25 protein-coding genes are annotated in these 25,874 nt (G+C 65.8%); 15 read left to right on the forward strand and 10 right to left on the reverse strand.

Going from position 1 to position 25,874, the window contains the following annotated elements; all coding sequences use genetic code 11:
• Window positions 1-17: 17 nt before the first annotated feature.
• Window positions 18-836 carry an IclR family transcriptional regulator gene (locus ACFPQ5_RS10630; RefSeq protein ID WP_379754711.1) on the reverse strand — a complete coding sequence of 273 codons (819 nt, stop codon included), beginning with the start codon at window positions 834-836 and terminating at the stop codon, window positions 18-20.
• Window positions 837-1,341: 505 nt separating this feature from the next.
• Between ACFPQ5_RS10630 and ACFPQ5_RS10635 the strand changes: the two genes are divergently transcribed.
• From ACFPQ5_RS10635 to ACFPQ5_RS10655, 5 genes are read left to right on the forward strand one after another with little or no spacing between them, the layout of a single operon-like run.
• Window positions 1,342-2,205, forward strand: coding sequence for a branched-chain amino acid ABC transporter permease (locus ACFPQ5_RS10635; RefSeq protein ID WP_136219216.1), 864 nt, complete (start codon window positions 1,342-1,344; stop codon window positions 2,203-2,205).
• Window positions 2,205-3,239 carry a branched-chain amino acid ABC transporter permease gene (locus ACFPQ5_RS10640; RefSeq protein WP_379754716.1) on the forward strand — a complete coding sequence of 345 codons (1,035 nt, stop codon included), beginning with the start codon at window positions 2,205-2,207 and terminating at the stop codon, window positions 3,237-3,239. Before ACFPQ5_RS10635 ends, ACFPQ5_RS10640 begins: the two co-directional genes overlap by 1 nt.
• Complete coding sequence (locus ACFPQ5_RS10645; protein ID WP_379754719.1) at window positions 3,232-3,996, forward strand: ABC transporter ATP-binding protein; 765 nt, start codon at window positions 3,232-3,234, stop codon at window positions 3,994-3,996. Before ACFPQ5_RS10640 ends, ACFPQ5_RS10645 begins: the two co-directional genes overlap by 8 nt.
• The gene (locus tag ACFPQ5_RS10650) at window positions 3,983-4,690 is read left to right on the forward strand and encodes an ABC transporter ATP-binding protein (protein WP_379754722.1); all 708 of its coding nucleotides are present in this window, start codon (window positions 3,983-3,985) and stop codon (window positions 4,688-4,690) included. Before ACFPQ5_RS10645 ends, ACFPQ5_RS10650 begins: the two co-directional genes overlap by 14 nt.
• A gap of 53 nt (window positions 4,691-4,743) precedes the next feature.
• Window positions 4,744-5,922, forward strand: a complete 1,179-nt coding sequence (locus ACFPQ5_RS10655) for an ABC transporter substrate-binding protein (protein WP_379760077.1) — start codon at window positions 4,744-4,746, stop codon at window positions 5,920-5,922.
• A gap of 9 nt (window positions 5,923-5,931) precedes the next feature.
• Here the strand turns inward: ACFPQ5_RS10655 and ACFPQ5_RS10660 are convergent, their stop codons facing one another.
• The 7 genes from ACFPQ5_RS10660 to ACFPQ5_RS10690 all read right to left on the reverse strand — a co-directional run bounded on the left by ACFPQ5_RS10660 (window position 5,932) and on the right by ACFPQ5_RS10690 (window position 14,289).
• Window positions 5,932-6,321 (reverse strand): CzcE family metal-binding protein, encoded by a 390-nt coding sequence (locus ACFPQ5_RS10660; protein ID WP_379754725.1) that lies wholly within the window; start codon window positions 6,319-6,321, stop codon window positions 5,932-5,934.
• A gap of 253 nt (window positions 6,322-6,574) precedes the next feature.
• Window positions 6,575-7,780 carry a CaiB/BaiF CoA transferase family protein gene (locus ACFPQ5_RS10665; RefSeq protein WP_379754728.1) on the reverse strand — a complete coding sequence of 402 codons (1,206 nt, stop codon included), beginning with the start codon at window positions 7,778-7,780 and terminating at the stop codon, window positions 6,575-6,577.
• A 16-nt stretch (window positions 7,781-7,796) separates the two neighbouring features.
• Window positions 7,797-8,594 (reverse strand): oxepin-CoA hydrolase, alternative type, encoded by a 798-nt coding sequence (locus ACFPQ5_RS10670; protein WP_379754731.1) that lies wholly within the window; start codon window positions 8,592-8,594, stop codon window positions 7,797-7,799.
• Window positions 8,591-9,733, reverse strand: coding sequence for an acyl-CoA dehydrogenase family protein (locus ACFPQ5_RS10675; RefSeq protein WP_379754734.1), 1,143 nt, complete (start codon window positions 9,731-9,733; stop codon window positions 8,591-8,593). Before ACFPQ5_RS10675 ends, ACFPQ5_RS10670 begins: the two co-directional genes overlap by 4 nt.
• A gap of 12 nt (window positions 9,734-9,745) precedes the next feature.
• Window positions 9,746-10,954: an acyl-CoA dehydrogenase family protein gene (locus ACFPQ5_RS10680; RefSeq protein WP_379754737.1), complete on the reverse strand. Its 1,209-nt coding sequence runs from the start codon at window positions 10,952-10,954 to the stop codon at window positions 9,746-9,748.
• Between the two features lie 10 nt (window positions 10,955-10,964).
• Window positions 10,965-12,146 (reverse strand): acetyl-CoA C-acyltransferase, encoded by a 1,182-nt coding sequence (locus tag ACFPQ5_RS10685; RefSeq protein WP_379754740.1) that lies wholly within the window; start codon window positions 12,144-12,146, stop codon window positions 10,965-10,967.
• A 31-nt stretch (window positions 12,147-12,177) separates the two neighbouring features.
• A complete protein-coding gene (locus ACFPQ5_RS10690) occupies window positions 12,178-14,289 on the reverse strand; it encodes a 3-hydroxyacyl-CoA dehydrogenase NAD-binding domain-containing protein (protein ID WP_379754743.1) in 2,112 nt (703 codons plus the stop codon).
• A 316-nt stretch (window positions 14,290-14,605) separates the two neighbouring features.
• Between ACFPQ5_RS10690 and ACFPQ5_RS10695 the strand changes: the two genes are divergently transcribed.
• The 10 genes from ACFPQ5_RS10695 to ACFPQ5_RS10740 all read left to right on the forward strand — a co-directional run bounded on the left by ACFPQ5_RS10695 (window position 14,606) and on the right by ACFPQ5_RS10740 (window position 24,100).
• A complete protein-coding gene (locus ACFPQ5_RS10695) occupies window positions 14,606-15,412 on the forward strand; it encodes an IclR family transcriptional regulator (protein ID WP_379754746.1) in 807 nt (268 codons plus the stop codon).
• Window positions 15,413-15,537: 125 nt separating this feature from the next.
• Complete coding sequence (locus ACFPQ5_RS10700; RefSeq protein WP_379754749.1) at window positions 15,538-16,698, forward strand: ABC transporter substrate-binding protein; 1,161 nt, start codon at window positions 15,538-15,540, stop codon at window positions 16,696-16,698.
• 71 nt (window positions 16,699-16,769) lie between these two features.
• Window positions 16,770-17,642: a branched-chain amino acid ABC transporter permease gene (locus ACFPQ5_RS10705; RefSeq protein WP_379754752.1), complete on the forward strand. Its 873-nt coding sequence runs from the start codon at window positions 16,770-16,772 to the stop codon at window positions 17,640-17,642.
• On the forward strand, window positions 17,639-18,592 hold the full coding sequence (locus ACFPQ5_RS10710; protein ID WP_379754755.1) for a branched-chain amino acid ABC transporter permease: 954 nt from the start codon (window positions 17,639-17,641) through the stop codon (window positions 18,590-18,592). Before ACFPQ5_RS10705 ends, ACFPQ5_RS10710 begins: the two co-directional genes overlap by 4 nt.
• On the forward strand, window positions 18,579-19,292 hold the full coding sequence (locus ACFPQ5_RS10715) for an ABC transporter ATP-binding protein (RefSeq protein WP_379754758.1): 714 nt from the start codon (window positions 18,579-18,581) through the stop codon (window positions 19,290-19,292). Before ACFPQ5_RS10710 ends, ACFPQ5_RS10715 begins: the two co-directional genes overlap by 14 nt.
• Complete coding sequence (locus ACFPQ5_RS10720; protein ID WP_379754762.1) at window positions 19,285-19,986, forward strand: ABC transporter ATP-binding protein; 702 nt, start codon at window positions 19,285-19,287, stop codon at window positions 19,984-19,986. Before ACFPQ5_RS10715 ends, ACFPQ5_RS10720 begins: the two co-directional genes overlap by 8 nt.
• Window positions 19,987-20,008: 22 nt before the next feature.
• Window positions 20,009-21,184: an acyl-CoA dehydrogenase gene (locus ACFPQ5_RS10725; RefSeq protein WP_379754765.1), complete on the forward strand. Its 1,176-nt coding sequence runs from the start codon at window positions 20,009-20,011 to the stop codon at window positions 21,182-21,184.
• Window positions 21,185-21,263: 79 nt separating this feature from the next.
• On the forward strand, window positions 21,264-21,986 hold the full coding sequence (locus ACFPQ5_RS10730; protein ID WP_379754768.1) for a DUF2076 domain-containing protein: 723 nt from the start codon (window positions 21,264-21,266) through the stop codon (window positions 21,984-21,986).
• Between the two features lie 72 nt (window positions 21,987-22,058).
• Window positions 22,059-23,399: an MBL fold metallo-hydrolase gene (locus ACFPQ5_RS10735; RefSeq protein ID WP_379754770.1), complete on the forward strand. Its 1,341-nt coding sequence runs from the start codon at window positions 22,059-22,061 to the stop codon at window positions 23,397-23,399.
• The gene (locus tag ACFPQ5_RS10740; RefSeq protein WP_379754773.1) at window positions 23,396-24,100 is read left to right on the forward strand and encodes a hypothetical protein; all 705 of its coding nucleotides are present in this window, start codon (window positions 23,396-23,398) and stop codon (window positions 24,098-24,100) included. The genes ACFPQ5_RS10735 and ACFPQ5_RS10740 overlap by 4 nt, the downstream gene beginning before the upstream one ends.
• Here the strand turns inward: ACFPQ5_RS10740 and modC are convergent.
• Together modC and modB are read right to left on the reverse strand one after the other, a co-directional pair.
• Window positions 24,097-25,179 (reverse strand): molybdenum ABC transporter ATP-binding protein, encoded by a 1,083-nt coding sequence (gene modC, locus ACFPQ5_RS10745; RefSeq protein WP_379754776.1) that lies wholly within the window; start codon window positions 25,177-25,179, stop codon window positions 24,097-24,099. The genes ACFPQ5_RS10740 and modC overlap by 4 nt on opposite strands.
• The gene (gene modB / locus ACFPQ5_RS10750) at window positions 25,176-25,859 is read right to left on the reverse strand and encodes a molybdate ABC transporter permease subunit (protein ID WP_379754779.1); all 684 of its coding nucleotides are present in this window, start codon (window positions 25,857-25,859) and stop codon (window positions 25,176-25,178) included. The genes modC and modB overlap by 4 nt, the downstream gene beginning before the upstream one ends.
• Between the last annotated feature and the right edge of the window lie 15 nt (window positions 25,860-25,874).

Genomic DNA, 25,874 nt, shown 5'->3' on the forward strand with positions numbered 1-25,874 from the left:
AATCGCCGCGACGCCTCCTACGACTCCAGCCGCCCCGCGATCTCGATCAGGCGCGGCCGCACTTCGTCCAGCAGGAACTCCTTCGACACGCTCGACGACGGCCCGCCGCAGTTGATCGACATGAGCTGGTTGCCGCCGATCGGGACAAAGCCCACCGCGATGCCGTTGACATCCTTCTGCCACTCTCCGAAGGAGGTGGTGCAGCCGTACTGCGCGTAATCGCGTTCGCCTCGCGCGATGGCGGCGAGGACGGCTTCGTAGGCGATTTCGTCGAGCTCGCGGTAGCGCGCCAGGATGTCGGCGCGTTCCTGCTCGCTGGCCTTGACCAGGTAGGCGCGGCCGATGGCGGAGACGGCCAGCGGCATGCGCGAGCCGACCTGCAGCGCCAGGGCCAGCGCCGCCGTGCTGCGGCAGACCTCGATGTAGATCATCGACAGGCGGTCGCGCACCGCGATCGAGACCGTGGTGCCGGAGAATTCGGCCAGCTCCTGCATCATCGGGCGCGCCAGCTGGCGGATGTCGAGGCGCGCCAGCATCGCGCTGCCCAGGCCCAGGGTCGCGGTGCCGAGGATGTAGCGGCCGCCCGTGTCCTGCACCAGGTAGCCGAGGCGCGTGAGCGTATAGGTGAAGCGCGTGACGGTGGACTTCGGCAGGCCGCAGCGCTCGGCAATCTGCTGATTCGTCAGGCCCTTGTCGGCCGAACGGAAGCAGGCCAGCACCTCCAGGCCGCGCGCCAGCGCCGTGATGAAATAGCGCTCTTCGTTCTTGCGCGCCGGGTCGAGGAGTTCCGCGCCCTCAGGGTCGTGCCCAACCCTGCCGGTGTCGATCGCTTGCATTCTGGTCCCCTGTCTGGACGTTGCGGATACGGGCTCGCCCCTCGCGTAAAAGAGGCTTTGCCGGGAAGCGCAAGGCATGGCACACTGGCCGTGCACTTGCAGCCGATGAGCACCGATGAGATGCCCGACGCTCTGACTCGTCGCCCCTACCCCGCGCTTTTCAACGCGATTTTCGGTATGAGAACAAATCGTTGCTACTCATCTGAAATTATCGTATCCTTTTTTTGTTCCATTTTACACCCTGCAGTTTTGCAGAGTAAAACTAAAATCGCTGAATCCACCAGGTGCGTTCCACGCGCGCCTATTCCGAGGAGTCGCATGTTCACGCATCATGTGCTGGCGAAATCGATGGCAACGCAGGCCGCATCCCGGCCTGCCGGCAGCGCCGTCCGCTCCTCTCTCCCACTTACCGGTCTACCGCAACGAGGTGCAGTCATGCAGTGAGACTCGCCACGCCCGCAGCATCCAAATCAAACACGATCACACCAATAATGGAGACACGATTTTGGAGCTTTTCCTGCAACAAGTCCTCAACGGGCTGACCCTTGGAGGGGTCTACAGCCTGGTGGCACTCGGGCTCACGCTCGTCTACGGCATCCTGCACGTGCCGAACTTCGCGCACGGCGCCTTCTACATGGCGGGCGCCTACTCGGCCTTCTTCATCATGACGAAGCTGGGCCTGAACTACTGGTGGGGCATGCTCGGCGCCGCCGTCGTCGTCGCGCTCATCTCCGTCCTGTCCGAACGCCTGGTCTTCCATCCGCTGCGTAAAGCGCCCTACCTGCACCACATGATCGCCTCGATCGGCATCCTGCTGTTCCTGGAAGCCGGTGCGCAGGCGATCTGGGGCGCGGACTTTCACCGGATGGATACGCCGTACACCCAGCTGCTCGAATTCGGCGGCCTGACCCTGCCGGCCCAGCGCCTGCTGATCATCGTCGCGGCATTCCTGCTGGTGGGCCTCTTGCAGCTGTTCCTGAAGAAGACCGTCACCGGCGCGACGATTGTCGCCATGGCCCAGAACCGCGAAGGCGCGGCCCTGGTCGGCATCGACGCCACCCGGGTGGCGATGATGACCTTCGCGATCGCCGGCGCGCTGGCGGGCATGGCGGCCGTGCTGTACGCGCCGATCAACCTGGTCTACACCTCGATGGGCAACCTCGTCATCACCAAGGCCTTCGTCATCATCGTGCTGGGCGGGATGGGCAGCGTGCCGGGCGCGATCGTCGGCGGCCTGATCATCGGCTTTGCCGAGGCCTTCGGCGCCTTCTACATCTCGACCGACTACAAGGACATCATCGCCTTCGCCCTCCTGGTGCTGATCCTGTCGGTACGGCCGCAGGGCCTGTTCGCGAAGGGAGCGCACTGATGAAACTCTTGAATTCCACCACCGGCTGGCTCGCCTTGCTGGCGCTGGCCGTCGCCTTCCCTTTCCTGGCCGGGAACGACTACCACCTCACCGTGATGTCGACCGCCTATATCTACGCCATCGCCACGATCGGCCTGAACTTGATCACGGGCTACACGGGCCAATATAACCTGGCGCACAGCGGCTTCATGGCCGTCGGCGCCTACACGGTCGGCATCCTGACGGTGGACCACCAGGTGCCGTTCTGGATCGCCTTCTTCCTGGCCGGCGTATTCGCGGCCTTCCTCGGCTTCTTCGTGGGCCTGGTGTCGCTGCGCCTCAAGACGCACTTCTTCTCGATCTTCACGCTCTGCGTCGGCTACATCATGTACCTCGTGATCGAGAAATGGGAAAGCCTGACCCATGGCACCGTCGGCATCATCGGCATCCCGGCGCCGCCCGACGTCGCCGGCATCGATTTTACTTCGCCGCGGCCGCAGTACTACCTGGTGCTGTTCTTCCTGGTGGCGAGCCTGTGGATCATGCACCGCATCGTGCGCTCGCTGCTGGGCCGCACCTTCATGGCGATCCGTAACGGCGACGACCTGGCCCAGGCGCTGGGCATCAACCTGATGCGCAACAAGCTGCTCGCCTTCATGCTGTCGGTGTTCTTCGCCGGCCTCGCGGGCGCCCTGTACGCGGGCTTCGTGCGCTTCATCGGACCGGGGGTGGCCAGCGTCGAGCACACCTTCGACATGACCATGTACATGCTGGTCGGCGGCATCGGCACCCTGCTCGGCCCCCTGCTGGGCGCGATCGGCGTGCCATGGCTGACCCAGTACCTGCAGGTGCTGCAGGATTACCGCTTCGTCGTCTTCGGCCCGCTGCTGGTGATCCTCGTGATCTTCCTGCCCTACGGGATCGTCGGCACCTACATGAATCGCAAACGCAGGAAGGAAGCACTGCGGGAAGCGCTGGCTGCCCAAGCCGCCGCACCCGCAGCGCCACGCAACGTCACCCCGATCTCCGGCGCGAAAGGAGCGACCCATGCTTGAGATTACTTCGCTCACCAAGCGCTTCGGCGGCCTGGCGGCCGTCAACGATGTCAGCGTCAGTTTCGAACGCGGCACCATCAACGCCATCATCGGCCCGAACGGCGCCGGCAAGACGACCTTCTTCAACCTGGCCAGCGGCGCGATTGCGCCCACCTCCGGCAAGGTGGTCTTCGACGGCCGCGACGTCACCGGCCTGCGCGCCGACCAGGTCGCGCGCCTCGGCATGGCGCGCACCTTCCAGTCGACGACCCTGTTCGACACGGCCACCGTGCTCGACAACCTGATCGTCGGCCACCGCCTGCGCACCAGATCCTCGCTGGTCGACGTCGTGCTCGGCACGAAGCGGCTGAAGGAAGAGGAACGCGTCTGTCGCGAAAAGGCGCGCGCCGCGCTCGACTTCGTGGGCCTGGGCCATATCGAGAACCGCATCGCCGGCGACATCTCGCAGGAAGAGCGTAAGCGCGTGGCATTCGCGCTGGCTCTGTCCACCGATCCGACCCTGCTGCTGCTGGACGAACCGGCCGGGGGCGTGAACCCGGAAGAGACGGTGGGCCTGGCGAACCTGATCCGCAAGATGGCCGACAGCGGCCTGACCGTCTGCCTGATCGAACACAAGATGGACATGATCATGAACCTCGCCGACAAGATCCTGGTGCTGAACTACGGCGAGAAGATCGCCGAAGGCACGCCCGCCGAGATCCGCGCCAATCCGGTCGTCATCGAAGCCTACCTGGGGAGCGAACATGCTGCGGCTTGATCAAGTCTCGCTGTCCTACGGCAGCTTCCGCGCCCTGCACGACGTATCCATTCACGCCGACGAGGGCGAGTTGGTGGTGCTGCTCGGCTCCAACGGCGCCGGCAAAAGCTCGATCTTCCTCACCATGAGCGGCCTGCAAAAGGCCAGCACGGGCAGCATCCGCTTCGGCAACCACGAACTGGTGGGGCGCAAGCCTTCGCAGATCGTGGCCGACGGCCTGGTGCACTGCCCGGAAGGCCGCAAGCTCTTTCCCGGCATGTCGGTGCTGAAGAACCTGACGCTGGGCGCCTACGTGCACCGCCGCGACAGCAAGGGCACGCAGAAGACGCTGGACGAAGTGTTCGAACTGTTCCCGATCCTGCATGAGAAGAAGGACCAGGCGGCCGGCTCGCTCTCGGGCGGCCAGCAGCAGATGGTGGCGATCGGGCGCGCGCTGATGGGCCGTCCGAAAGCGCTGCTGCTGGACGAACCTTCGCTGGGCCTGGCCCCGCTGGTCGTGAAGCAGATGTTCGAGGTGATCGCGCGCATCAACAAGGCCGGCACCACGGTGCTGCTGGCCGAGCAGAACGCGTATGCGGCACTGAACATCGCCAGCCGCGCCTACGTGATCGAACAGGGCCGCATCGTGATGGAAGGCGGCCGCGAAGAACTGCTCAACAACGAACAGGTACGCCGAGCCTATATCGGCGCATAAGCAACCCCACGTAGCACCTACAACAAGCAAAACCAAGGAGACGCAAGATGAAAGTGCAAGCCAAGATGTCCCGCCGCACCCTGCTGGCAGCCGCCGCTGCCACCCTCGCCTTCGCCACCGCCGGCGGCGCCCAGGCCCAGGAAGTCATCAAGATCGGCTACTCCGGACCGCTCTCCGGCGGCGCGGCCCTCTACGGCAAGAACGTCCTGAGCGGCATGGAAATGGCCGCCGCCGAGATCAACGCCAAGCCTCTGCAGATCGGCGGCAAGAACTACAAGGTCGAGATCGTCGCGCTCGACGACAAGTACAACCCGGCCGAAACCGGCATCAACGTGCAGCGCCTGGTGCAGCAGCACAAGACGGCCGCCGTGCTGGTTCCGCACTCGGGCGGCGTGTTCGCGGTGCAGGGCATGAACGAGAAAGCCAACCTGCTGCTGCTGGCCTATACCAGCCTGCCGCAGGTGACCGAGCGCGGCAACAAGCTGACCATCCGCATCCCGCCTGATTTCACCGGCTACATCGCACCGTTCACCAAGGCCATGATGACGCGCTTCGGCAAGAACGTCGCCATGGTGCAGGCCGACCACGACTACGCGAAAGCCTGGTCGGCCGCCTTCAAGCCGGTGTGGGAAGGTGCCGGCGGCAAGATCGTGGCCGAAAACCCAATGTCCTACAACAAGGCCACCGACTTCTACAGCGGCGTGAGCCGTGCGATCCAGGCAAAACCGGACGTCCTCTTCATCGGCGGCGCGTCCGAGCCGACCGCACTGGTGGCCAAGCAGGCGCGCGAGCTGGGCTTCAAGGGCGGCTTCATCGTGCTCGACCAGGCCAAGCTCGACGAGATGGCCAAGGTGATGGGCGGCATCGCCCCGCTGGAAGGCGCGATCGGCGTGATGCCGCTGGCAAACGACAACCGTCCAGAAGCCGTCGCTTTCGTGGAGCGCTATCGCAAGCTGAACCCGGGCAAGGACCCGAGCACCGAGATCAGCCTGAACTATTCGACCGTGCACGCGACCGTGGCCGCCATGAAACTGGCCGGCACCACGACCGACGCCACCGCGATCCGCGCCCAGATGGAAAAGGCCTTCACCACCCTGCCGGCGATGTACAACCCGAACGACATCGACGGCCTGGACAGCAAGGGCGGCACCATCGCCAACACCATCCTCGGTACGGTCGAGGGCGGCAAGATCAAGGGTCAGTTCCTGCGCGCCCTGAACGCCGGTAAATAAGTTGTAGCTTTACCTGATGACCGCCGGGAGCCGCATATCCTGGCGGTCGTTGTCATTGAACTGCGCCCGTTCGCTGTAGAGCGGACTCGGCGCGACGTACACCCGCACCGGGTGTCCCAGCGCCCCGCTCGGGGCCACCTGGTTCAGTTCGAAGGTCTGGACGATGGGGCTGACGTTGAAGCTCCAGGCGAATTCGCCGCTGCCGTTCACGAAACGAACGGTATCGCCGGCAACCACATTAATCGACTGCACACCCTGGTTCAGGTTAACGACACGGGCGGCGGCGTGCGCCGGCACGGGCGAGCCGAGCAGGTCGGCGCGCGGGGTGACGGCGGTGGCGGACATGCAGGCGGTCAGCAGGGTGAGGCTGACGGCCGGTAGTAGAGGACGAGTAGACATGATGAGCGCTCCACGAGGCTGATGGATCTACATTCACTCTAGCTTTTAGAGCGCAGAATAAAAGCGCGGCAGGAAGGAATAATTTCGCGCGTTGGCGGTGGGAATGTTGGCTGGTGGCAACCCACATGGTCACGCGGGCATGCCCGCCCTACGTCTCGCTACCGCCAACACTGGGGATAACCGTTAACCGGTGCGCACCGTAGGGCGGGCATGCCCGCGCGTTGACAGAGCCCGCACCGAGGCGGCCCCAACATCACACGACGCCGCGTTCCTTCAAGCCCTTCAGGGTGTCTTCCGACAGCCCCAGCAAATCCGCCAGCACCTCGTTCGTCCCTTCCCCCAGCGTCGGCGGCGCCTTGCGCACCGGCAGCCGCTCGCCATCGAAACGGTAGGGCGGCGCCATCACATCGACCTCACCTGCCACCGGATGCGGCATCTTGTTCACCAGCCCGGCCGCCATCGCGCGTGGCGAGGTCATCGCCTCGTACAATCCCGCCACTTCGCCGCAGGGAATGCCGACCTTGCTCATGCGCTCCAGCAGCTCCTTGCGCTTGCGCGCCCCCACGGCTGCGCGCAGCTGCGGCACCAGCTCCTCGCGGTGCTTGGTCCGCTCGAGATTGGTCTTGAAACGCGGGTCCTCGGCCAGGTCCGGTCTGTCGATCACCTCGGTACAGAAGCGCAGGTACTGGCTGTTGTTGCCGACCGCGATCACCAGCGGCCCATCCTCGGCCTCGTACACGCCGTAGGGCATGATCGACGGGTGCGCGTTGCCGAAGCGCGGCGGATCGTTCCCGCGCAGCAGCGCTTCCAGGCCGTAATAGGCCGTGATCATCAGGCCGCAGTCGAACAGGGCCATGCCGATGTGGCGGCCGAGTCCCGTCTTTTCGCGGTCATACAAAGCGGCCAGCACGCCCTGGGCCGCGTACATGCCGGTCATCATGTCGACCGCGGCGACGCCGAACTTCAGCGGCGGTTGCGTCGGTTCGCCGTTCAGGGCCATCAGGCCGGCCTCGCCCTGGATCACCAGGTCGTAGCCGGGCCGCGCCGCTTCCGGACCGGTGCGGTCGTAGCCCGTCACCGAGCAGAAGATCAGGCCCGGCTGCTCTTTTTTCAGCTCGTCATAGCCGAGGCCGAGCCGCTCGATGTCGCCGAACTTGAAGTTCTGGATCACCACGTCGCTCTTGCGGATCAGGTCGCGCGCGATGTCGCGGCCTTCCGGCGTTTTGAGGTCGAGGCAGACCGAGCGCTTGTTGCGGTTGACGCTGTTGAAGTAGGCGGTTTCGGTGTTCCCGACGCGCATGCCCCAGTCGCGGGTGTCGTCGCCGCGCTGCGGATGCTCGACCTTGATCACTTCGGCGCCGAGGTCGCCCAGCACCATCGCGCACCAGGGTCCGGCCAGCACCCGCGACAGGTCGAGGACGCGCACGCCGGCCAGTGGCAGCTTGGATGTTGTTGTCACGTTCAGTCTCCGTCTCTTATTGCTTGCGTCCGCGCAGGGACGCGAAATCGGCGGCGCGCTTCTCGAAGAAGGCCTTGATGCCTTCCTGCGCTTCGTCGTCGCCCTGCGACTCGGCCATCAGCGCGGCTTCGAGGTCGAGCTGCTCGTCCAGGCTATTGTGACCAGCATGATCGCACAGACGCTTGATGCGGGCGGCGGCGTTTGCCGGACCGCCGGCGATACGCCCGGCCAGTTGTACAGCTTCTTCGACCGCCGTTCCCGGCGCGACGAGACGGTTGACGGCGCCCAGCGCATGCAGGCGCGCGGCGGGAATGCGCTCGCCCAGCAGGCACAGCTCCATCATCTGCTGGCGCGGCAGGAACTCCGCTAGGCGCGCCGTCGCACCGCCATCCGGGCTCAGGCCGACCTTGATGTAGGCCATCGTGAAGAAGGCATTCTCGGCCGAGACCAGCATGTCGCAAGCCAGCGCCAGCGACATCCCGGCGCCGGCCGCCCCGCCCTCCACCGCCGCGATGACCGGCTTCGGACAGGCGCGCAGCGCGCGGATCTGCGCGTGCAGGCGGCCGATCTTTTCCAGCCGCTCCGGCACGCTCAGTTCGCGCCGCGTCGCCAGCTGACGCAGATCGCCGCCGGCACAGAAGAAATCGCCGTCGCCGGCAAAGACGATGGCGCCGATGCCTGGGTCGGCCGCGGCCTCTTCCAGCGCAGCCGGCAAGGCATCGTACAGCGCCGGCGTGATCGCATTCCGTGCTTGCGGATTGCTGTTGACGAGGACGCGCACGGCGCCCTCGGTACGCACTAACAGGCCGCTCATGCCGCGTGCCGGCCGAGCGCAATATAGCGCTCGAGGTGATGGTCTTCATCGCCCAGCTGGTGGTCGATCATCACCAGGCGCTTGGCGTAGTGGGCCAGCGGCAGCTCCCAGGTCATGCCGATGCCGCCGTGGAGCTGGATGCATTCCTCGGCTACCTTGGTCCCGATGCGGCCGATCGACATCTTCGCTGCCGACAGCGCGCGCTCGCGGGTGATGCGGTCTTCGCTATCGAGGGCGGCCGCCGCGTTGATCACGGCGGAACGGGCCTGCTCGATTTCCAGCAGCAGGTCGGCCATGCGATGCTGCAGGGCCTGGAAGCTGCCGATCGGGACGCCGAACTGCTTGCGGGTGCGCAGGTAGTCGAGGGTCGCTTCCTTGGCCGCTTCCATCGCGCCCAGCGCTTCGGCGCACAGGGCCAGGAGGCCGCGGCCGACGGCGCGTTCCAGCGTCGCGTAGCCGGCGCCCTCTTCGCCCAGCAGCGCGGCGCTGTCCAGCAGCACGTTCTCGAAGCGCAGCTCGGCCACGTGGCCGCCGTCGATGGTCGGCGTGCCCGTCACCGTCAGGCCCGCCGTGCCGGCCGGGACCAGGAACAGCGAAATGCCGTTCTGCTCGTCGACCGGGCCGGCAGTGCGCGCCGAGACGACGAAGACGCCGGCCTGCTCGCCCAGCGCCACGACCGATTTCACGCCATCCAGCGCCCAGCCTTCGCCTTCGCGGCGGGCGGTGAGGCTGACGCGCGACAGTTCATAGTGGGTATCCGGTTCGTCGTGGGCGAAGCTGGCGATGGTGCTGCCGTCGGCGATCGATTCCAGCACGGCGCGCTGGGACTCGTTGCCTGCGGTGGCGATCGCTTCGGCCGCCAGCACCGCGCTGGCCAGCAGCGGCTCCAGCACCAGGCCGCGCCCCAGGGCCTCGAAGACGACCGCGATGTCGAAGCCGCCGCCGCCGAAGCCGCCGTCTTCCTCGCGCATCAGGGCGCCGATGACGCCCAGTTCGGCAAAGTGGTTCCACATCTCGGGCGAATAGCCCTCGGCGCTGCCGGCGATCTTGTTGCGGACTTCAAAACCATAGCGCTCGGCGATGAAGCGGTTCAGGCTGTCGGCGAGCATGCGCCGTTCTTCGGTATGTTCAAAGTTCATGTCTGATACCTCTTACAGGCCCAGGATCATCTTGGAGATGATGTTCTTCTGGATCTCGTTGGAGCCGCCGAAGATCGACAGCTTGCGGTTGTTGAAGTACTGGGCCGAGGCGGCCGGCGCGAAGTCGGGGCCGAAGCTCGGGCCCTGGTAGTCGGCGTCGAGCATGTCCTGGGTGAAGGGACGCGCATGCACGCCCATCGCGCGCCGCGCCAGCGAAGTGATCTCCTGGCGGATCTCGGTGCCGCGGATCTTGAGCATCGAGCTTTCCGCGCCCGGCACGCCGCCGCCGGCCACCGCCGCGATCACGCGCAGGTTCGTCGTCTTCATGTTCTCGAGGTCGATCTCGACGCGCGCCAGGCGCGCAGCGAAGGCCGGATCTTCCGACAAAGGCTTACCGTTGCGGGTCTGGGTCGCGGCGATGCGTTTCAGGCGCGCCAGGGCCGCCACCGAGAAGCCGACGCCGGCGATATTCGTGCGCTCGTAGGTCAGCAGGTACTTGGCGCAGGTCCAGCCGGCGTTCTCTTCGCCCACCAGGTTCTCGGCCGGCACGCGCACGTCGGTGAAGAAGACTTCGTTGACCTCGTGCTCGCCGTCGAGCGTGATGATCGGACGCACTTCGACGCCGGGCGAATTCATGTCGATCAGCAGGAAGCTGATGCCGGACTGCTTCTTCGCTTCGCGGTCGGTGCGCACCAGGCAGAAGATCATGTTGGCGTGCTGGCCGAGCGTGGTCCAGGTCTTCTGGCCGTTGACGATGTAGTGTTCTCCTTCAGCGTCCGTGCCGCGCACTGCCATCGTCTTGACGGCAGCGAGGTCGGAGCCGGCGCCCGGTTCCGAATAGCCCTGGCACCACCAGTCGTCGCCGTTCAGGATGCGCGGCAGCCAGTAGGCTTTTTGCGCCTCGTTGCCGTACTTGATCAGCACCGGCCCGAGCATGTTGACGCCGAAAGGCACGATGCGCGGCGCGTGGGCGATGGCGCTCTCGTTCTCGAAGATGAATTTTTCGACGGCCGTCCAGCCCGGACCGCCGTACTGTTCCGGCCAGTGATTCGCCAGCCAGCCGCGTTCGTTGAGGATGGCGTGCCATTCCTCCATGTCGGCTTTCGTCAGGTGCTTGCCCTCGGCGACTTTATCGGAGAGGCGCTGCGGCAGCTTCTCGGCCAGGAAGGCGCGCACTTCGGCGCGGAAGGCTTCTTCTTGCGGTGTGAAATTCAGGTCCATTGGGGAATCCTCAGTAAATCTCGAACAGGCCGGCGGCGCCCATGCCGCCCGCGATGCACATCGTGACGACGGCATATTTCGCCTTACGGCGGCGGCCTTCCAGCAGCACGTGGCCGGCCAGGCGGGCGCCGGTCATGCCGAACGGGTGGCCGATCGAGATCGCGCCGCCGTTCACGTTCAGGCGCTCGTCGGGAATACCGAGGCGCTGCTGGCAGTAGATGGCTTGCGACGCGAACGCTTCGTTCAGCTCCCACAGGTCGATATCCTCCACCTTCAGGCCGAAGCGCGCCAGCAGTTTCGGCACGGCGAACACGGGACCGATGCCCATCTCGTCCGGCTCGCAGCCGGCCACGGCCAGGCCGCGGAAGACGCCCAGGGGCTGCAGGCCGAGACGCTCGGCCTCTTTTGCTTCCATCATCACGCAGGCCGAGGCGCCGTCCGACAGCTGGGAGGCGTTCCCGGCGGTGACGAATTTGCCTTCGCCCATGACGGGCGCCAGCTTGGCCAGGCCTTCGTAGGTGGTGCCGCGGCGGTTGCAGGTGTCTTCGCCGACGGTGACTTCGCGCTTGGTGACTTCCTTGGTTTCCTTGTCGGTCACGGCCATCGTGGTCGTGCAGGCGACGATCTCCTCGGCATAGCGGCCGGCCAGCTGGGCCTCTTCCGTCTTGCGCTGGGATTCGAAGGAGAAGCGGTCCTGGGCTTCGCGCGAGATGTTATAGCGCGCGGCCACGATGTCCGCGGTCTCGATCATCGGCATGTACAGGGCCGGCTTGTTCTCGAGGATCCACGGGTCCATGCCCGAGTCGCCGCTGTCGCGGGTGCGGATCTGCGAGATCGACTCGACGCCGCCCGCGATCACGGCCGGGGCGCCGTCGACCACGATGCGGCCGGCGCCGATCGCGATTGCCTGCAGGCCCGAGGCACAGAAGCGGTTGACGGTGGTGCCGGCGATGGTGATCGGCAGGCCGGCGCGGATGATGGTCTGGCGCGCGACGTTGCGGCCGGTCGTGCCTTCCGGGTAGCCGCAGCCGAGGATGGCGTCCTCGATCAGGTTCGGGTCGATGCCCGAGCGCTCGACGGCGGCGCTCACGGCGTAGGCGGCCAGCTGCGGACCGGTGGTGATGTTGAATTCGCCGCGGTGCGCCTTGGTCAGCGGCGTGCGGGCGGTGGATACGATGACGGCTTCGCGCATGGCGAGTCTCCTAATTTGTCTACTTGTTTGTTTACTTATTCAGGCTGGCGAAGTTTTCGCCGCGCTCGACCAGGTCCACCAGCAGCGGCGACGGCTTCCAGAACAGCGGGTCTTCTTTCGCGAATTCTTGGATGTCGGCAAGGATCTTCGGCAGGCCGACCGTGTCCGCGTAGTGCATCGGGCCGCCGCGGTAGCGCGGGAAGCCGTAACCGTGCACGAACGTCACGTCCACGTCCAGCGGACGCAGTGCGATCTTCTGGTGCACAACGTTTGCGCCTTCGTTGATCATCGCGGCCAGGTAGCGGCGCACGATTTCCTCGTCGGTGAAGCTGCGCGGCGTGATGCCGGCGCGCTGGCGTTCGGCGTCGATGATGGCTTCGACTTCCGGATCGGGTGTGCCGACGCGCGCACCTTCCGGATACAGGTAGTAGCCGCGGGCGGTCTTCTGGCCGAACCAGCCGCGTTCGCACAGGCGGTCGGGAATTTGCACGTAGCGTGCGTTAGGGTCGCGCGTGGCGGCGCGGCGCTTGCGGGTGGCCCAGCCGATGTCGCCGCCGGCCAGGTCGGACACCTGGAACGGGCCCATCGGATAGCCGAAGTCGCGTACCGCCTTGTCGATCTGGTAGGGAGACGCGCCGTCTTCCATGATGGCTTGCGCAGCGGCGCCGTACACGGCTAGCACGCGGTTGCCGATGAAGCCGTCGCAGACGCCGGCGCGCACCGCCGTCTTTTTCAGCTTCTTCGCCAACTCGAAAGCGGTGGCGACGACATCGGCCGACACTTTCGCCGGCACCACGATCTCGAGCAGCTTCATGATGTTCGCAGGCGAGAAGAAGTGGAGGCCGATCACGTCCTGCGGACGCGAGATGCTCGCTGCGATCTGGTCGATGTCGAGGTAGGAGGTATTCGTGGCCAGCACGGCGCCCGGTTTGCAGACGCGGTCGAGTTCCTTGAAGACGGCCTGCTTCACGGCCATGTCTTCGAACACGGCTTCGATTACCAGGTCCACCTGGCTCAGGGCGTCGTAAGACGTGCTGCCGTTGAAGCGGGCCATGATGGCGTCTTTGGCCTCAGGCTTGATGCGGCCCTTGGCGATCAGGCCGTCGTAGACCTTTTCGACATTCGCGCGGCCGCGTGCCAGCGCTTCGTCGTCGCGTTCGATCATGGTGACCGGCAGGCCGGCGTCCAGCACGGCCACCGCGATGCCGGCGCCCATGGTGCCGCCGCCGATGATGCCGACGCTGGCGATTGCGCGCGGCTGGGCCGAGCGGGTTTCAGGCGCCTTGGCCGCTTCGCGCTCGGCGAAGAAGGCGTGCACCAGGCCGGCGCGCTGCGGGCTTTCCAGGCATTCGATGAAGAGCTTGCGCTCCAGCGCCAGGCCCTCGGCGAACGGCAGGTCGAGCGCACCCTGCACGGCGTCGACAATTTTCAGAGGCGAGAACAGGCCGCGCGCCTTTTTCGCCGTCTCGGCGCGGGCGGCATCGATCGCAGTTTGCGTCGCGGCGCGGTCGGCCAGTGCGCCGCCTTCGCTGGTACGGCGCGGTGCGGCGCCGGATGCGACCAGTTCGCGGGCATAGCCCAGGCCGGCGGCGAGGACGTCGTCGCCCTCCGCCACGCGGTCGACGAGACCGAGTTTCGCCGCTTCTTTCGCGCCGATGTGGCGGCCGCTGAGCATGAGTTCGAGCGCCGCTTGCGCGCCGATCAGGCGTGGCGTACGCTGGGTACCGCCGGCGCCCGGCAGCAGGCCGAGCAGGACTTCCGGCAGGCCGAGCTTGGCGCTGCCCAGGGCCACGCGGTAGTGCGCGCCGAGCGCCACTTCCAGGCCGCCGCCGAGTGCGGCGCCGTGGATCGCGGCGACCACCGGCTTCGTTGCCGCTTCGATGCGGTTGCAGACGTCCGGCAGCGCAGGCGGCTGCGGCGGCTTGCCGAATTCACGGATGTCGGCGCCGCCGAGGAAGTTGCGGCCGGCGCCGAGCAGCACGACGGCTTTCACGGCCGGGTCGGCGTCGGCGGCCTCGATGGCCTCCAGCAGGCCGCGCCGCACGTCGACGCCGAGCGCGTTGACGGGCGGGTTGTCGATGGTGACGACCAGGATGTCGTCATGGCGGGTGCTGGCTACGGCGGCGGTTGCGGCGGTATTCATCAAGCCTGTCTCCTTGTTTTGGTGTTTCGCTGTGCGAAATGGTGTTTTGCAGATTTCAGCGAAATCAACCATACCGTATTTGTCACGGTCCTGTAAATCCCTCGATTACATCGTCTTTACGGTAAGTACGCCCTGCATTTCTCCAGCTCATCATGTACCGCGTTCGTACTCTCATAGGAGCACGCATCGACCGTTTCGCACTGCGAACGACCATTTCACGAAACAGTTGACACTCGACTTTCCGTTGTGTGAATATCCGCCCAGACCCAGCCGAGAACACGACAAGATGCCGGGCAACGAGACAACGAAGGAATTCATGCAACACGAGATCGAGTCATTCGAAGACGATGCAGCCAAGGACCGCCAGTTCGTGACGGCCCTGGCGCGTGGCCTGGAGATCCTGCGCTGCTTCCGCCCCGGCGAGACCTGGCTCACCAACAGCGAGATGGCCAAGCGCACCGCGATGCCCAAGCCGACGATCTCGCGCCTGACCTATACGCTGACGAAGCTCGGCTACCTCACCTATTCGCCCGACCAGGGCCGCTACCAGCTCGGCGCCGCCGTGCTGGCGCTCGGCTACACGCTGCTGGCCAACCTCGACGTGCGCAAGCTCGCCCGTCCGGCGATGCAGGAACTGGCCGAATACGCGCAGTGCAGTGTCGCCATCGGCATCCGCGACCGCCTGTCGATGGTGTACGTGGAAGCCTGCCGCGGCAGCGCAGCCGTGACCCTGCGCCGCGATGCCGGTTCGCGCATTCCGCTGGCGACCACCGCGATGGGCAAGGCCTATCTGTGCGGCCTGCCGCAGAACGACCGCGACTTCCTGATGGACCACATCCGCCTGCAGACCGAGACCAACTGGCCGAAGATCAAGGCCGACCTGGAACAGGGTTTCAAGGATTACCAGGACCGCGGTTTTGTTTTGTCCTCGGGCCTGTGGGACGCCAACATCAGCGCCGTCGGCGTGCCGCTGATCGATCCGGACGTGAACAAGACCATGGCCTTCAATTGCGGCGGCCCTTCCTTCCTGCTGCCGCAGGAAAAACTGATCGAGGACCTGGGCCCGCGCCTGGTGCAGCTGGTGCGTAACGTGGAAATGAGCATGGGACGCAACCTGGGTTGAGCCCGCGGCGGCGCCGCGACCCCGAACCGAATATGCAAGGCCGTGCACTGCACGGCGTTGCCACCGGCTTGTCCGGAGAATTGCAGCAAAGACCGTCTATATAACTGAACTGAAAAGGTGGAGACATGAAGAAGGCAACAAGCATCGCACTGGCAGTCATGGCAATTTGCGCCGGCGGCGTCCAAGCGGAAGAACTGCTGGTCGGCGTCCAGATCCCCCTCACCGGCCCGCTCGCGCGCGTCGGCATGGGCACCAACGAAGGCATCCGCGTCGCGGCCGAAGTCTTCAACAAGACCAACGGCAAGCACACCATCAAGCTGATCACCGTGGACGACGAGTCGGCACCTGCCAAGGCCGTCGCCGCGGTCGAGAAGCTGGCCAGCGAAGGCGTCGTCGCCGTCACCGGCGGCTACGGCTCGAACAACATCTCCCCGGCGTCCGACGCCGCGAGCAAGCTGGGCCTGGCCTACATCACCTCGGGCGGCGTCGACGACGGCCTGGTCGAAGCCGGCCGCAAGAACTTCTTCCGCATTAATAACACCGCCGGTTACCAGAAGGCCCTGGTCGGATTGATCAGCGACCTGGGCGTGAAATCGGTCTCGATCATCTACTCGACCAAGGACGCCACCGAAGGCCTGGCCACCGACGTCCAGAAGACCCTGGGCGCGAAAGGCATCAAGGTCGGCATGCACGCCTTCGATCCGGCCATCACCGACTTCAAGCCGATCCTGAACAAGGTCAAGCTGCAGGACCGCTCGGAATTCATCGCCATGGTCGGCTACGAGAACGACTACGTCGGCATCCTGCGCGCCGCGCGCGTCCTGAAGCCGTCCTCGGTAAAAGCGATCGCCGGCGTGTGGTCGCTGGCCACCCCGAAGATGGCGGCCGACTTCCCGGACCTGATGCCGAACGTATACGGCACCGCCGTCCTGCCATTCCCGGTCAACTTCACCACGGCTGAAGGCAAGACCTTCGGCGAAGGCTACAAGAAGCTGCACAACAAGGAGCCGGATTACCTGGGCCAGTTCGGCTACGTGCAGTCGATGCTGCTGTTCGAAGCGATCGCGCGCGCAGCCGACAAGGGCACCCTCAAGAAGGGCGGCGTGATCGAGGAAATGCGCAAGACCGACAAGCAGACCCTGATCGGCCGCGTCCAGTTCAACGCCAAGGGCGACAACCCGAACTTCGTGCAGCGCATGGGCCAGCACCAGGGCAAGCAGGTCGTGCTCGTGTGGCCTAAAGAGTCGGCGAACGGTAAACCGGTCTTCCCTGGTGTTCCTTGGTAATCGTACGACGGTAGTTGGAAACGCGGCCATTGGCCGCGTTTCCCCCGCATGAACTCGAATGGAATGCAGACATGACGGAATTAATATTGCAGGCCGTGTACTCAGGCCTGCTGCAGGGCGGCTCGTATGCGCTGATCGCCCTGGGACTGGCGCTGGTGTTCGGCGCCATGAAGGTGATCAACCTGGCGCATGGCGAACTGGTGCTGCTGGCGGCCTACATCGCCTACACGGTCGAAACGAAAATGGGCTGGAATCCCGCGATGGCGATTCCGATTGCAGTGGTGATCGTGTGCCTCACCTCCGCCCTCCTCTACTTCGTGGTCGGCAAGATCAAGACCAACCGCGAAATCAATTCCCTCACCCTCACCTATGGCGTGGGCGTGATCCTGACTAACCTGGTCCTGATGATCTGGAGCGCCGACGTGCGCGCGACCAGCTCGAGCTGGATGCAGGAAGCCTTCGTCGTCGGCGATCTGTACAGCATGCGCAGCGAAGTGCTGTTCTTCGGCGTCTCCATCGTGCTGATCGTGGCCCTGTGGTGGTGGCTCTCGCGCAGCTGGTATGGCCGCGCCGTGCGCGCCGTCTCCAGCAACCGCGACGCCGCCAAACTCATGGGCATCAACCCGGGCCGCACCGAACTGGTCTCCTTTTTGGTCGCGGGCATCCTGGCCGCCTTTGCCGGCGTCGCCCTGTTCAGCTACGGCACCATCACGCCGGCCACCGGCAGCGTGCTGACGGTGAAGGCCTTCATCATCACGGTCCTGGCGGGCATCGGCTCGATTCCCGGCGTGCTGATCGGCGCTGTGTTGCTCGGCATTGCCGAATCGCTGACGGTGACCCTGGCCAGCTCGGCCCTGCAAGAACTGGCCGGCATGGGCCTGTTCCTGCTCGTTCTGTTTGTAATGCCGAATGGCCTGTTCGGTGCGACCAAGAGGCGCGGATGAAACTCAATAAACTGTTGATCGCGGTCCTGGCGGCCGCCTACATCGGCGTGCCGCTCCTGCTGGGCGCGAACGCCTACGTCATGAGCCTGGTGATCGCCTCGCTCGTCATCGGCGGCATCGCCCTGTCCTGGGCGCTGCTCGGCAACCTGGGCGGCATGGTGAGCTTTGGCCACGCAGCCTTCTTCGGCGTCGGCGCCTATACCTCGGCCGTGCTGTCGATGCAGCATGGCGTGCCGGTCTTCCTCGGCGTGGTGCTGGGCGGCGTCGGCGCGGTGGTCGCGGCCATCGTGATGCTGCCGGTGCTGCGCCTGCGCGGCCCATACTTTGCGCTGGCCATCCTGGCCTACGCCCACATCTTCCGCATCCTGGCCACCGAATGGCAGTCGGTGACGGGCGGTTCGGGCGGCATCGCCAGCATCCCACGTCTGCCGGAACTGTTCGGCTACGACTTCAGTTCCAAGGTGGGCAACTACCTGGTGATCCTGACCATCGTGCTGCTGTTCGCCTGGGCCTACGATGCGATCCGCCGCAGCCCGCACGGCCTGGCCCTGCGCGCGATGCACGACAGCGAAGATGCGACGCGCGTCGTCGGCGTCAACAACACGCTGCTGAAAGGGCTGATGCTGATCGTCTCGGCCTTCATGTGCGGCGTGGTCGGCGCCTTCAACGCCCACTACATCAACTTCCTGGAGCCGGACTACGCCTTCAGCGCCGGCTGGGTGACGATCCCGATCGTCGCGGCCATCTTCGGCGGCTACCGCACGATCACCGGCCCGCTCGTTGGCGCGGTCGTCGTGTACCTGGTCGACCAGCTGTTCGTGAAGAACCTGATGCCGACCGGCCACCAGCTGGTGCTGGGCGTGGTGCTCGTCGCGATGATCATCGCCAGTCCCGACGGCCTGTTCGGCCTGGTGAAGAAGTTCATGAGGAAAAAAGATGCTACAGCTTGAAAACGTGACCGTGCGCTTCGGCGGCCTCACCGCCGTCAACGATGTGTCCCTGAACATCGGTACTGGCGACGTCGTCGGCCTGGTGGGCGCCAACGGCGCCGGCAAGACCACGCTGTTCAACGCGATCTCGGGCCTGGTGCGCCCGACCGCCGGCCGCATCGTCTTCGACGGCATCGACGTCCTGAAGGCGCCGATGTACCAGCGCGCCCGCATGGGCATCGGCCGGACCTTCCAGATCCCGCAGCCGATGCACGAGCTGACCGTGCGCCAGAACCTGCAGGTATCGCAGCGCTTCGGCACGGGTAAGCTCGACGAGAAGCGGATCGACGAGATCCTCGCCTTCACGGGCCTGGCTGCCAAGGCCGAACGCGACGCCTCGACGGGTCTCGCGCTCACCGAACTGAAGGCGCTCGAAGTGGCCAAGGCACTGTCCACCGATCCGAAACTGCTGCTGCTCGACGAAGTGCTGGCGGGCCTGGAGACCAACGGCAAGCGCAACTTCATGAAGATGCTGAAGGGCCTGCACGAGCAGTTCCGGGTCGGCATCTGCATCATCGAGCACGACATCGAGACCATCAGCAACCTGTGCGAACGGGTGGCGGTGCTGAACTTCGGCCAGCTGATTGCCGAAGGCACGCCTGCGGAAGTGTTCAGCAATCCGGAGGTGGTGAGGAGTTACACGGGAGCCGACCATGCTTGAGATTAGCAACCTGCGCGCCGGCTACGGCGCCATCAACGTGCTGTGGGACCTGTCCCTCAGCGTCGAGCCGGGCAAGCTCACCACGATCATCGGCCCCAACGGCGCCGGCAAGACCACCCTGCTGCGCGCCATCATGGGCCTGGTGCCGGTGAACCAGGGTTCGATCACCCTCAACGGCAAGCCGCTGAACGGCACCGCGACCTGGGACATGAACCAGGTCTCGATGGCGATGATCCCCGAAGGCCGCATGGTCTTTCGCGACATGACGGTCGAAGAGAACCTGATGATGGGCGCCTTCGCGCCGCAGCACCGCGCCAACGCCGCCGCCAACCTGGAAAAGTCGTACGTCATGTTCCCGCGCCTGCGCGAACGCCGCAAGCAGCTGGCCGGTTCGCTCTCGGGCGGCGAGGCGCAGATGCTGGCGATGGCGCGCGGCCTGATGAGCGACCCGAAACTGCTCATCATCGACGAACCATCGCTGGGCCTCGCGCCGGTGATGGTGAACGAATTGTTCGAGATCCTCGGGCGCCTGAAGGGCGACGGGCGTACCATCGTACTGGTGGAGCAGAACACCCAGCGCGCGGTCGGCGTCGCGGACCACGTGTACCTTATGCAAAGCGGCAAAGTCGTGCTGTCGCAGCCGGCTGCCGAAGTCAGCCTGGATCACCTGCACGACCTCTACTTCGCACGTTGATTACTTATATAAAGAGACCATCATGACCAAAGCCGCATTCCACTGGGACGATCCCCTGCTGCTGAACAGCCAACTGACCGACGACGAGCGCATGATCCGCGACGCAGCAAGCTCCTACTGCCAGGACAAGCTGCAGCCGCGCATCCTGGAAGCCTTCCGCCACGAGCAGATGGACACCTCGATCTTCCGCGAGATGGGCGAGCTGGGCCTGCTCGGCCCGACCATCCCCGAACAATACGGCGGCCCCGGCCTGAACTACGTCGCCTACGGCCTGATCGCCCGCGAAATCGAGCGCGTCGATTCCGGCTACCGCTCCATGGCGAGCGTGCAGTCGTCCCTGGTGATGGTGCCGATCTACGAGTTCGGCAACGAGTCGACGAAGCAGAAATACCTGCCGAAGCTGGCCACCGGCGAATGGATCGGCTGCTTCGGCCTGACGGAACCGAACCACGGCTCGGATCCGGGTTCGATGGTCACCCGCGCCCGCAAGGTCGACGGCGGCTACGCGCTGACCGGTTCGAAAATGTGGATCACGAATTCGCCGGTGGCCGACGTGTTCGTCGTCTGGGCGAAAGACGATGAAGGCGCGATCCGCGGCTTCGTGCTCGAAAAAGGCTGGGAAGGCCTGAGCGCTCCGGCGATCCACGGCAAGTTCGGCCTGCGCTCCTCGGTCACCGGCGAGATCGTCATGGACAACGTGTTCTGCCCCGAAGAAAACGCCTTCCCCGACGTGCGCGGCCTGAAAGGTCCGTTCACCTGCCTGAACTCGGCGCGTTACGGCATCGCCTGGGGCGCGCTCGGTGCGGCGGAGGCCTGCTGGCATACGGCGCGCCAGTACACGCTGGACCGCAAGCAGTTCGGCAAGCCGCTGGCTGCGAACCAGCTGGTGCAGAAAAAGCTGGCCGACATGCAGACCGAGATCACGCTCGGCCTGCAGGGCTGCCTGCGCCTGGGCCGCATGAAGGACGAGGGAACCGCCGCCGTCGAGATCACCTCGATGATGAAGCGTAACTCCTGCGGCAAGGCGCTGGACGTAGCCCGCACCGCACGCGACATGCTCGGCGGTAACGGTATCTCCGACGAGTTCGGCATTATCCGCCACATGGTCAACCTGGAAGTCGTGAATACCTATGAAGGCACGCACGATATCCACGCCCTGATTCTGGGCCGTGCCCAGACCGGTATCGCCGCGTTCTAAACCCTGCCGCGGGCGCGCGCCCGCGATTCCAGAAACCCTCCACAATGGTGTCATATAGACCACTGTGGAGGGTTTTTTCATGAGTCCGCAAGATTCCCAACTGCTGCAGGATTTCCTGAACCAGCTCGTGCAGGCACGCGGCCTGCCGAAAGATCCCGAGGCCGAGGCCATGATCCAGAAGGCCGTGGCCTACCAGCCCGATGCCGCCTACCTGCTCGTGCAGCGCGCGCTGCTGCAGCAACAGGCGCTCGACAATGCCAAGGCCGAGATCGCGCGGCTGCAGCAACAGCTGCAGGGCGGCTCGCAGCGCGGCGAATTCCTCGACCCGAATGCCTGGGGCAACAGCGCCGGGCGGGGCCAGCCGGCGCAGGCGTATGGCGGCCAGCAACAGCCTTATCCGCAGCAGCAGTACCAGCAGCCGCCGATCTCCAGCCGGCTCGGCGGCTTCTTCCGCGGCGGCGGGATGGGCGGCGGCATGGGCGGCGCGCTCGGCAACATCGCGTCGACGGCGGCCGGGGTGGCGGCCGGCGCCTTCCTGTTCCAGGGCCTCGGCAACCTGCTCGGCCACGGCAACCACGACGGCAACGGCTTCCTCGGCAACGACGAAGGTTTTGCGTCGCTGCGCGACCCGATCGCCGATTACGAGCGCAGCGCCGGCGCCGACGACAGCTCGAACAATCTGCTCGGCGACAGCAATACCGACCACGACTCGGCCAGCCTGCTCGACGATGCCGGCATGGGCAACGACGACTTCGCCGGCGATAACTTCGACGGCGGCTCGGACGACGGCCTGTTCAGCTGATATCGGGGGCGGCCGCGTGTTAACATGATGGATTGGCAGGGCCGCGCCCTGCCCGCCACCCTCACGACTCGTATGCCGCTTCACATCTCCCGGATTCTCCACGCCGGCTATCTCTTCGAATGCGAAGGCACCCGCATCGCCTTCGACACCATCTTCGAGAATCCCTTCAGCCGCAACTGCCAAGCCTTCCCGGAGCTAGCCTTCGACGCGGAGCGCATTCGCGCCCAGCGCTTCGACGCCGTCTTCATCTCGCATTTCCACGACGACCACTGTTCGCTCGAGAGCCTGGACCTGCTCGACCGCGCCACGCCCATCCACATGTACTGCGTGTTCGACGAACTGTTCGACATGGTGCGCGCGCTCGGCTTCACCGACGTGCGGTCCTTGCGGCTGGACGTCCCGGTACAGGTCGGCCCGTTCACGGTGACGCCGCGCATCGCCATGGACGAAGAGGTCGACTCGATGTTCCAGGTCGAGGCGGCCGGGCTGAAGGTGCTGAACGTGGTCGATTCCTGGATCGATCCCGATACATTGCCGGCGCTCGCGTCGTACGGGCCGTGGGACATGGTGCTGTGGCCCTTCCAGACCATGCGCGAGATCGAGGTGCTGTCGCCCTCGCGCGCGGCGCCGGCGCCCGCCCACCTGCCCGAGGAATGGATCGAACAGCTGCAGTCACTCAATCCACGCTTCGTCGTGCCGAGTTCCTGCCAGTTCCTGCAGGAGCCCTGGTCCTGGTACAACCACGCCTTCTTCCCGATCACCTACCGCCAGTTCGCGCAGGAGGTCGAGGCCGCGCTGCCTGACGTGCGCGTGGTGCGCATGAATCCCGGCGTGTCGCTGCGGCTTGATGCGGACGGACTCGCTCCTGCGCCTGCGCTCGACTGGATCGTGCCGGTGGGCGATCAGGATGTCGATTACGACTACGATCCCGCATTGACGCCGCCATCGACCGGCGACATCGCGCGCCACTTCGCGCCCTTGAGCGCCGAACAGTCCGAACGCGTGGCCGCGTACTGCCGCACCGGTCTGCTGGAGCGCTACCGCAGCATGGAACTCCCGGAAGACAGCTACTTCGAGCAGCCCCGCATCTGGCGCCTGTCCGTGTTCGACCACGAGGGCACCCGCCTCGATTACCACTACCGCGTGCAGGGCGACGACATCGAGGCGGTCGATGCCGGCCCGCTGTCCTGGGCCACCGAGATCCCGGCCGCGAAACTGTATGCCGGCCTGGAGCTGGGCGAATCGCTCACCTCGATGTACATGCGGATCAACGACCAGCGTTTCGACGACGCCACCGAGCGCGACCTGGAAACGGCCGAACTGGTCGACGATCCACTGATCCGCTGCCTCTTCAACGACGCCTTCGGCGCCTATCAGGCCGCGCAGCTGCGCCGGCTGAAAGCCTCTACATGACCATCACCGTACTGCCCTTCCGCGCCACCCTCGAACAAGCCTGCGACTGGCTCGAAGCGAACACTGGATCAAGCTGGACCCTGGCGCGCCTAATCGAGCACGAAGTCACGCCCTACGTCTGGCTCGACTACGACGCCAACTATCCGGAGCTGTTCGGCGCCGCCAACGGCGGCTACGCCGCACCGATCTTCTACGAAGGCGACACCGCGCGCCTGGCCGCCGGCAGCGCGGACGTGCTGATCACGATGACCAAGGACGCTTATAAAATCGTGGCCCGCCTGCCCGAGCCGGGATTCCGGCGCCGGCTCGACGAGCTGCGTTTCCAGAAAAAGGACCTCGAAAAGCTGGTCAAGACCCTGAAGCGGGCAGCCGAGCCCCAGCCCGAGCCGAAGGCGGCTGCCGAATCGACCGCCGGCATCTTCAAGGAGCAGGCGCTGGCCGCCTTCGGTCCGCTGGTGAAGATGAACCTCGACACGGCGCTCACTGGCGGCGGCATCTTCGGCGACGACGGCGCGCGCATCAAGGCCAGCACGAAGAAGGCGAAATCGAAGATCGTCTGGAACCCGGTGGTGCTGGCGCTCGGCCTGCACGACGTGTACCGGGTGCCGCTGCGCGGCTTGTCGCGCGCATTCACGGCGCACGATTTCCTCGACCCGTGGCGCGATGAATGGGAGCGCAGCCTACGGCTGCTGGGGCACTAGGACAGCAGCGCCACCGACTTCACCTGCACCCACGCGGGCGAACCGGCTTCCAGCCCTAATTCGGCCAACGCCCGGCGCGTGATTCGGCCTACGAGCGCGGTGCGCCCGCAGCTTACCCGCACCAGCACCTGCGAAGGATGCGTGTCCGCCGCGATCGACTCCACGACGCAAGCAAAATGGTTCTGGATGCTGGTGCCAAGCGGTTCGCGGTTCGCCAGGCTGACGTCGCGGGCCAGCACCCGCAGACGCACGGGCGTACCCAGGGCCAGGCCGCCGTCGCGCAGCCAGAAGGACCCGTGGTCGAAATCGACGCGCGCCAAGTGCCATTGCTCGCTGCGCTCGGCGATGACGCCGTGGACGAGCGCACCGGCCTCGTCGCCAACCACCGCTGGCGCATCGATCGCCGCCAGCACCGCATCGACCGGGCCCGCCGCCTTGACCCGCCCCTGTTCGAGCACGACGACGTGATCGGCCAGGCGCGCCAGCTCGTCGGCCGAATGGGTCACGTACAGCATCGGCAGCTTCAGCTCCGCATGCAGCTTTTCAAGCCAGGGCAGGATGTCCTGGCGCCGCGCCGCGTCCAGCGCGGCCAGCGGTTCGTCGAGCAGGAGCAGGCGCGGCATCGTGGCTAGGGCGCGCGCGATGGCCACGCGCTGGCGCTCGCCGCCCGACAGCTGGCCTGCTTTGCGTCCCAACAGGTGGCCGATCCCGAGCAGTTCCACTACCTCGCCCAGCCTCTGCTGCGCGCCGGGCGCGCGCGTGCGCCGCCTGCCGTAGTCGAGGTTGCCCTGCACGTCCAGGTGCGCGAACAGGCTCGCTTCCTGGAACACGTAGCCCAGCGCGCGCCGGTGCGTCGGCAGGAACACGCCCATCGCATCGTCCTGCCAGACCTCGCCGCCCACGACGATACGTGCCGCGCTCCCCTTCTCCAGGCCGGCGACGCTGCGCAGGATGCTGGTCTTGCCGGAACCCGAGCGGCCGAACAGCACCGTGATGCCGCTGGCAGGCAGGCGCAGGTCGACGTCGAGGATGAAATCGGCGCGCGGCAGCGCCAGGCGGACCGTCAGCGCGTCCGTCATGGCAATACCCGCGAGCCGTTGCGGCGCAGGCCGGCCAAGGCCAGCAGGACGACAAAGCTGAACAGCAGCATGCCGCCCGCGAGCCAGTGCGCGGACGCGTATTCCATCGCCTCGACGTGGCCGTAGATCTGGGTCGAGACGACCCGGGTCTGCCCCGGGATGTTCCCGCCGATCATGAGCACCACGCCGAACTCGCCGACGGTGTGGGCAAAGCTCAGGATGGCGGCGGTGAGCAGGCCGGTGCGTGCTTGCGGCAAGGCGACGCTGAAGAAGGCATCCATCCGCGATGCGCCGAGCGTGGCCGCCACTTCCAGCGGCCGCCGCCCCATCGCCTCGAAGGCGTGCTGCATGGGCTGGACGGCGAAGGGCAGCGAGTACACGATCGACCCGACCAGCAGGCCGGCGAAGGTAAAGGAGAGCACGCCGATGCCCAGGGCCTGGGTCAGGCGCCCGATCGGGCCGTCGGGACCGAGCGCCACCAGCAGGTAGAAACCCAGGACGGAGGGCGGCAGCACCAGCGGCATCGTGACCAGGGCCGAGATCGGGACGCGCCAGCGCGAACGGGTCCACGCCAGCCACCAGGCCAGTGGCGTGGCGAGCAGCAGCAGGAGCACGGTGGTGGACGTGGCCAGCTTGATCGTGAGCCAGATGGCTTGCAGCGCTTCCTTCTCGATGGGCATTGCGTGCGGACCCGC

The sequence above is a fragment of the Massilia suwonensis genome (assembly GCF_042655665.1).
GTDB lineage: Bacteria > Pseudomonadota > Gammaproteobacteria > Burkholderiales > Burkholderiaceae_D > Telluria > Telluria suwonensis.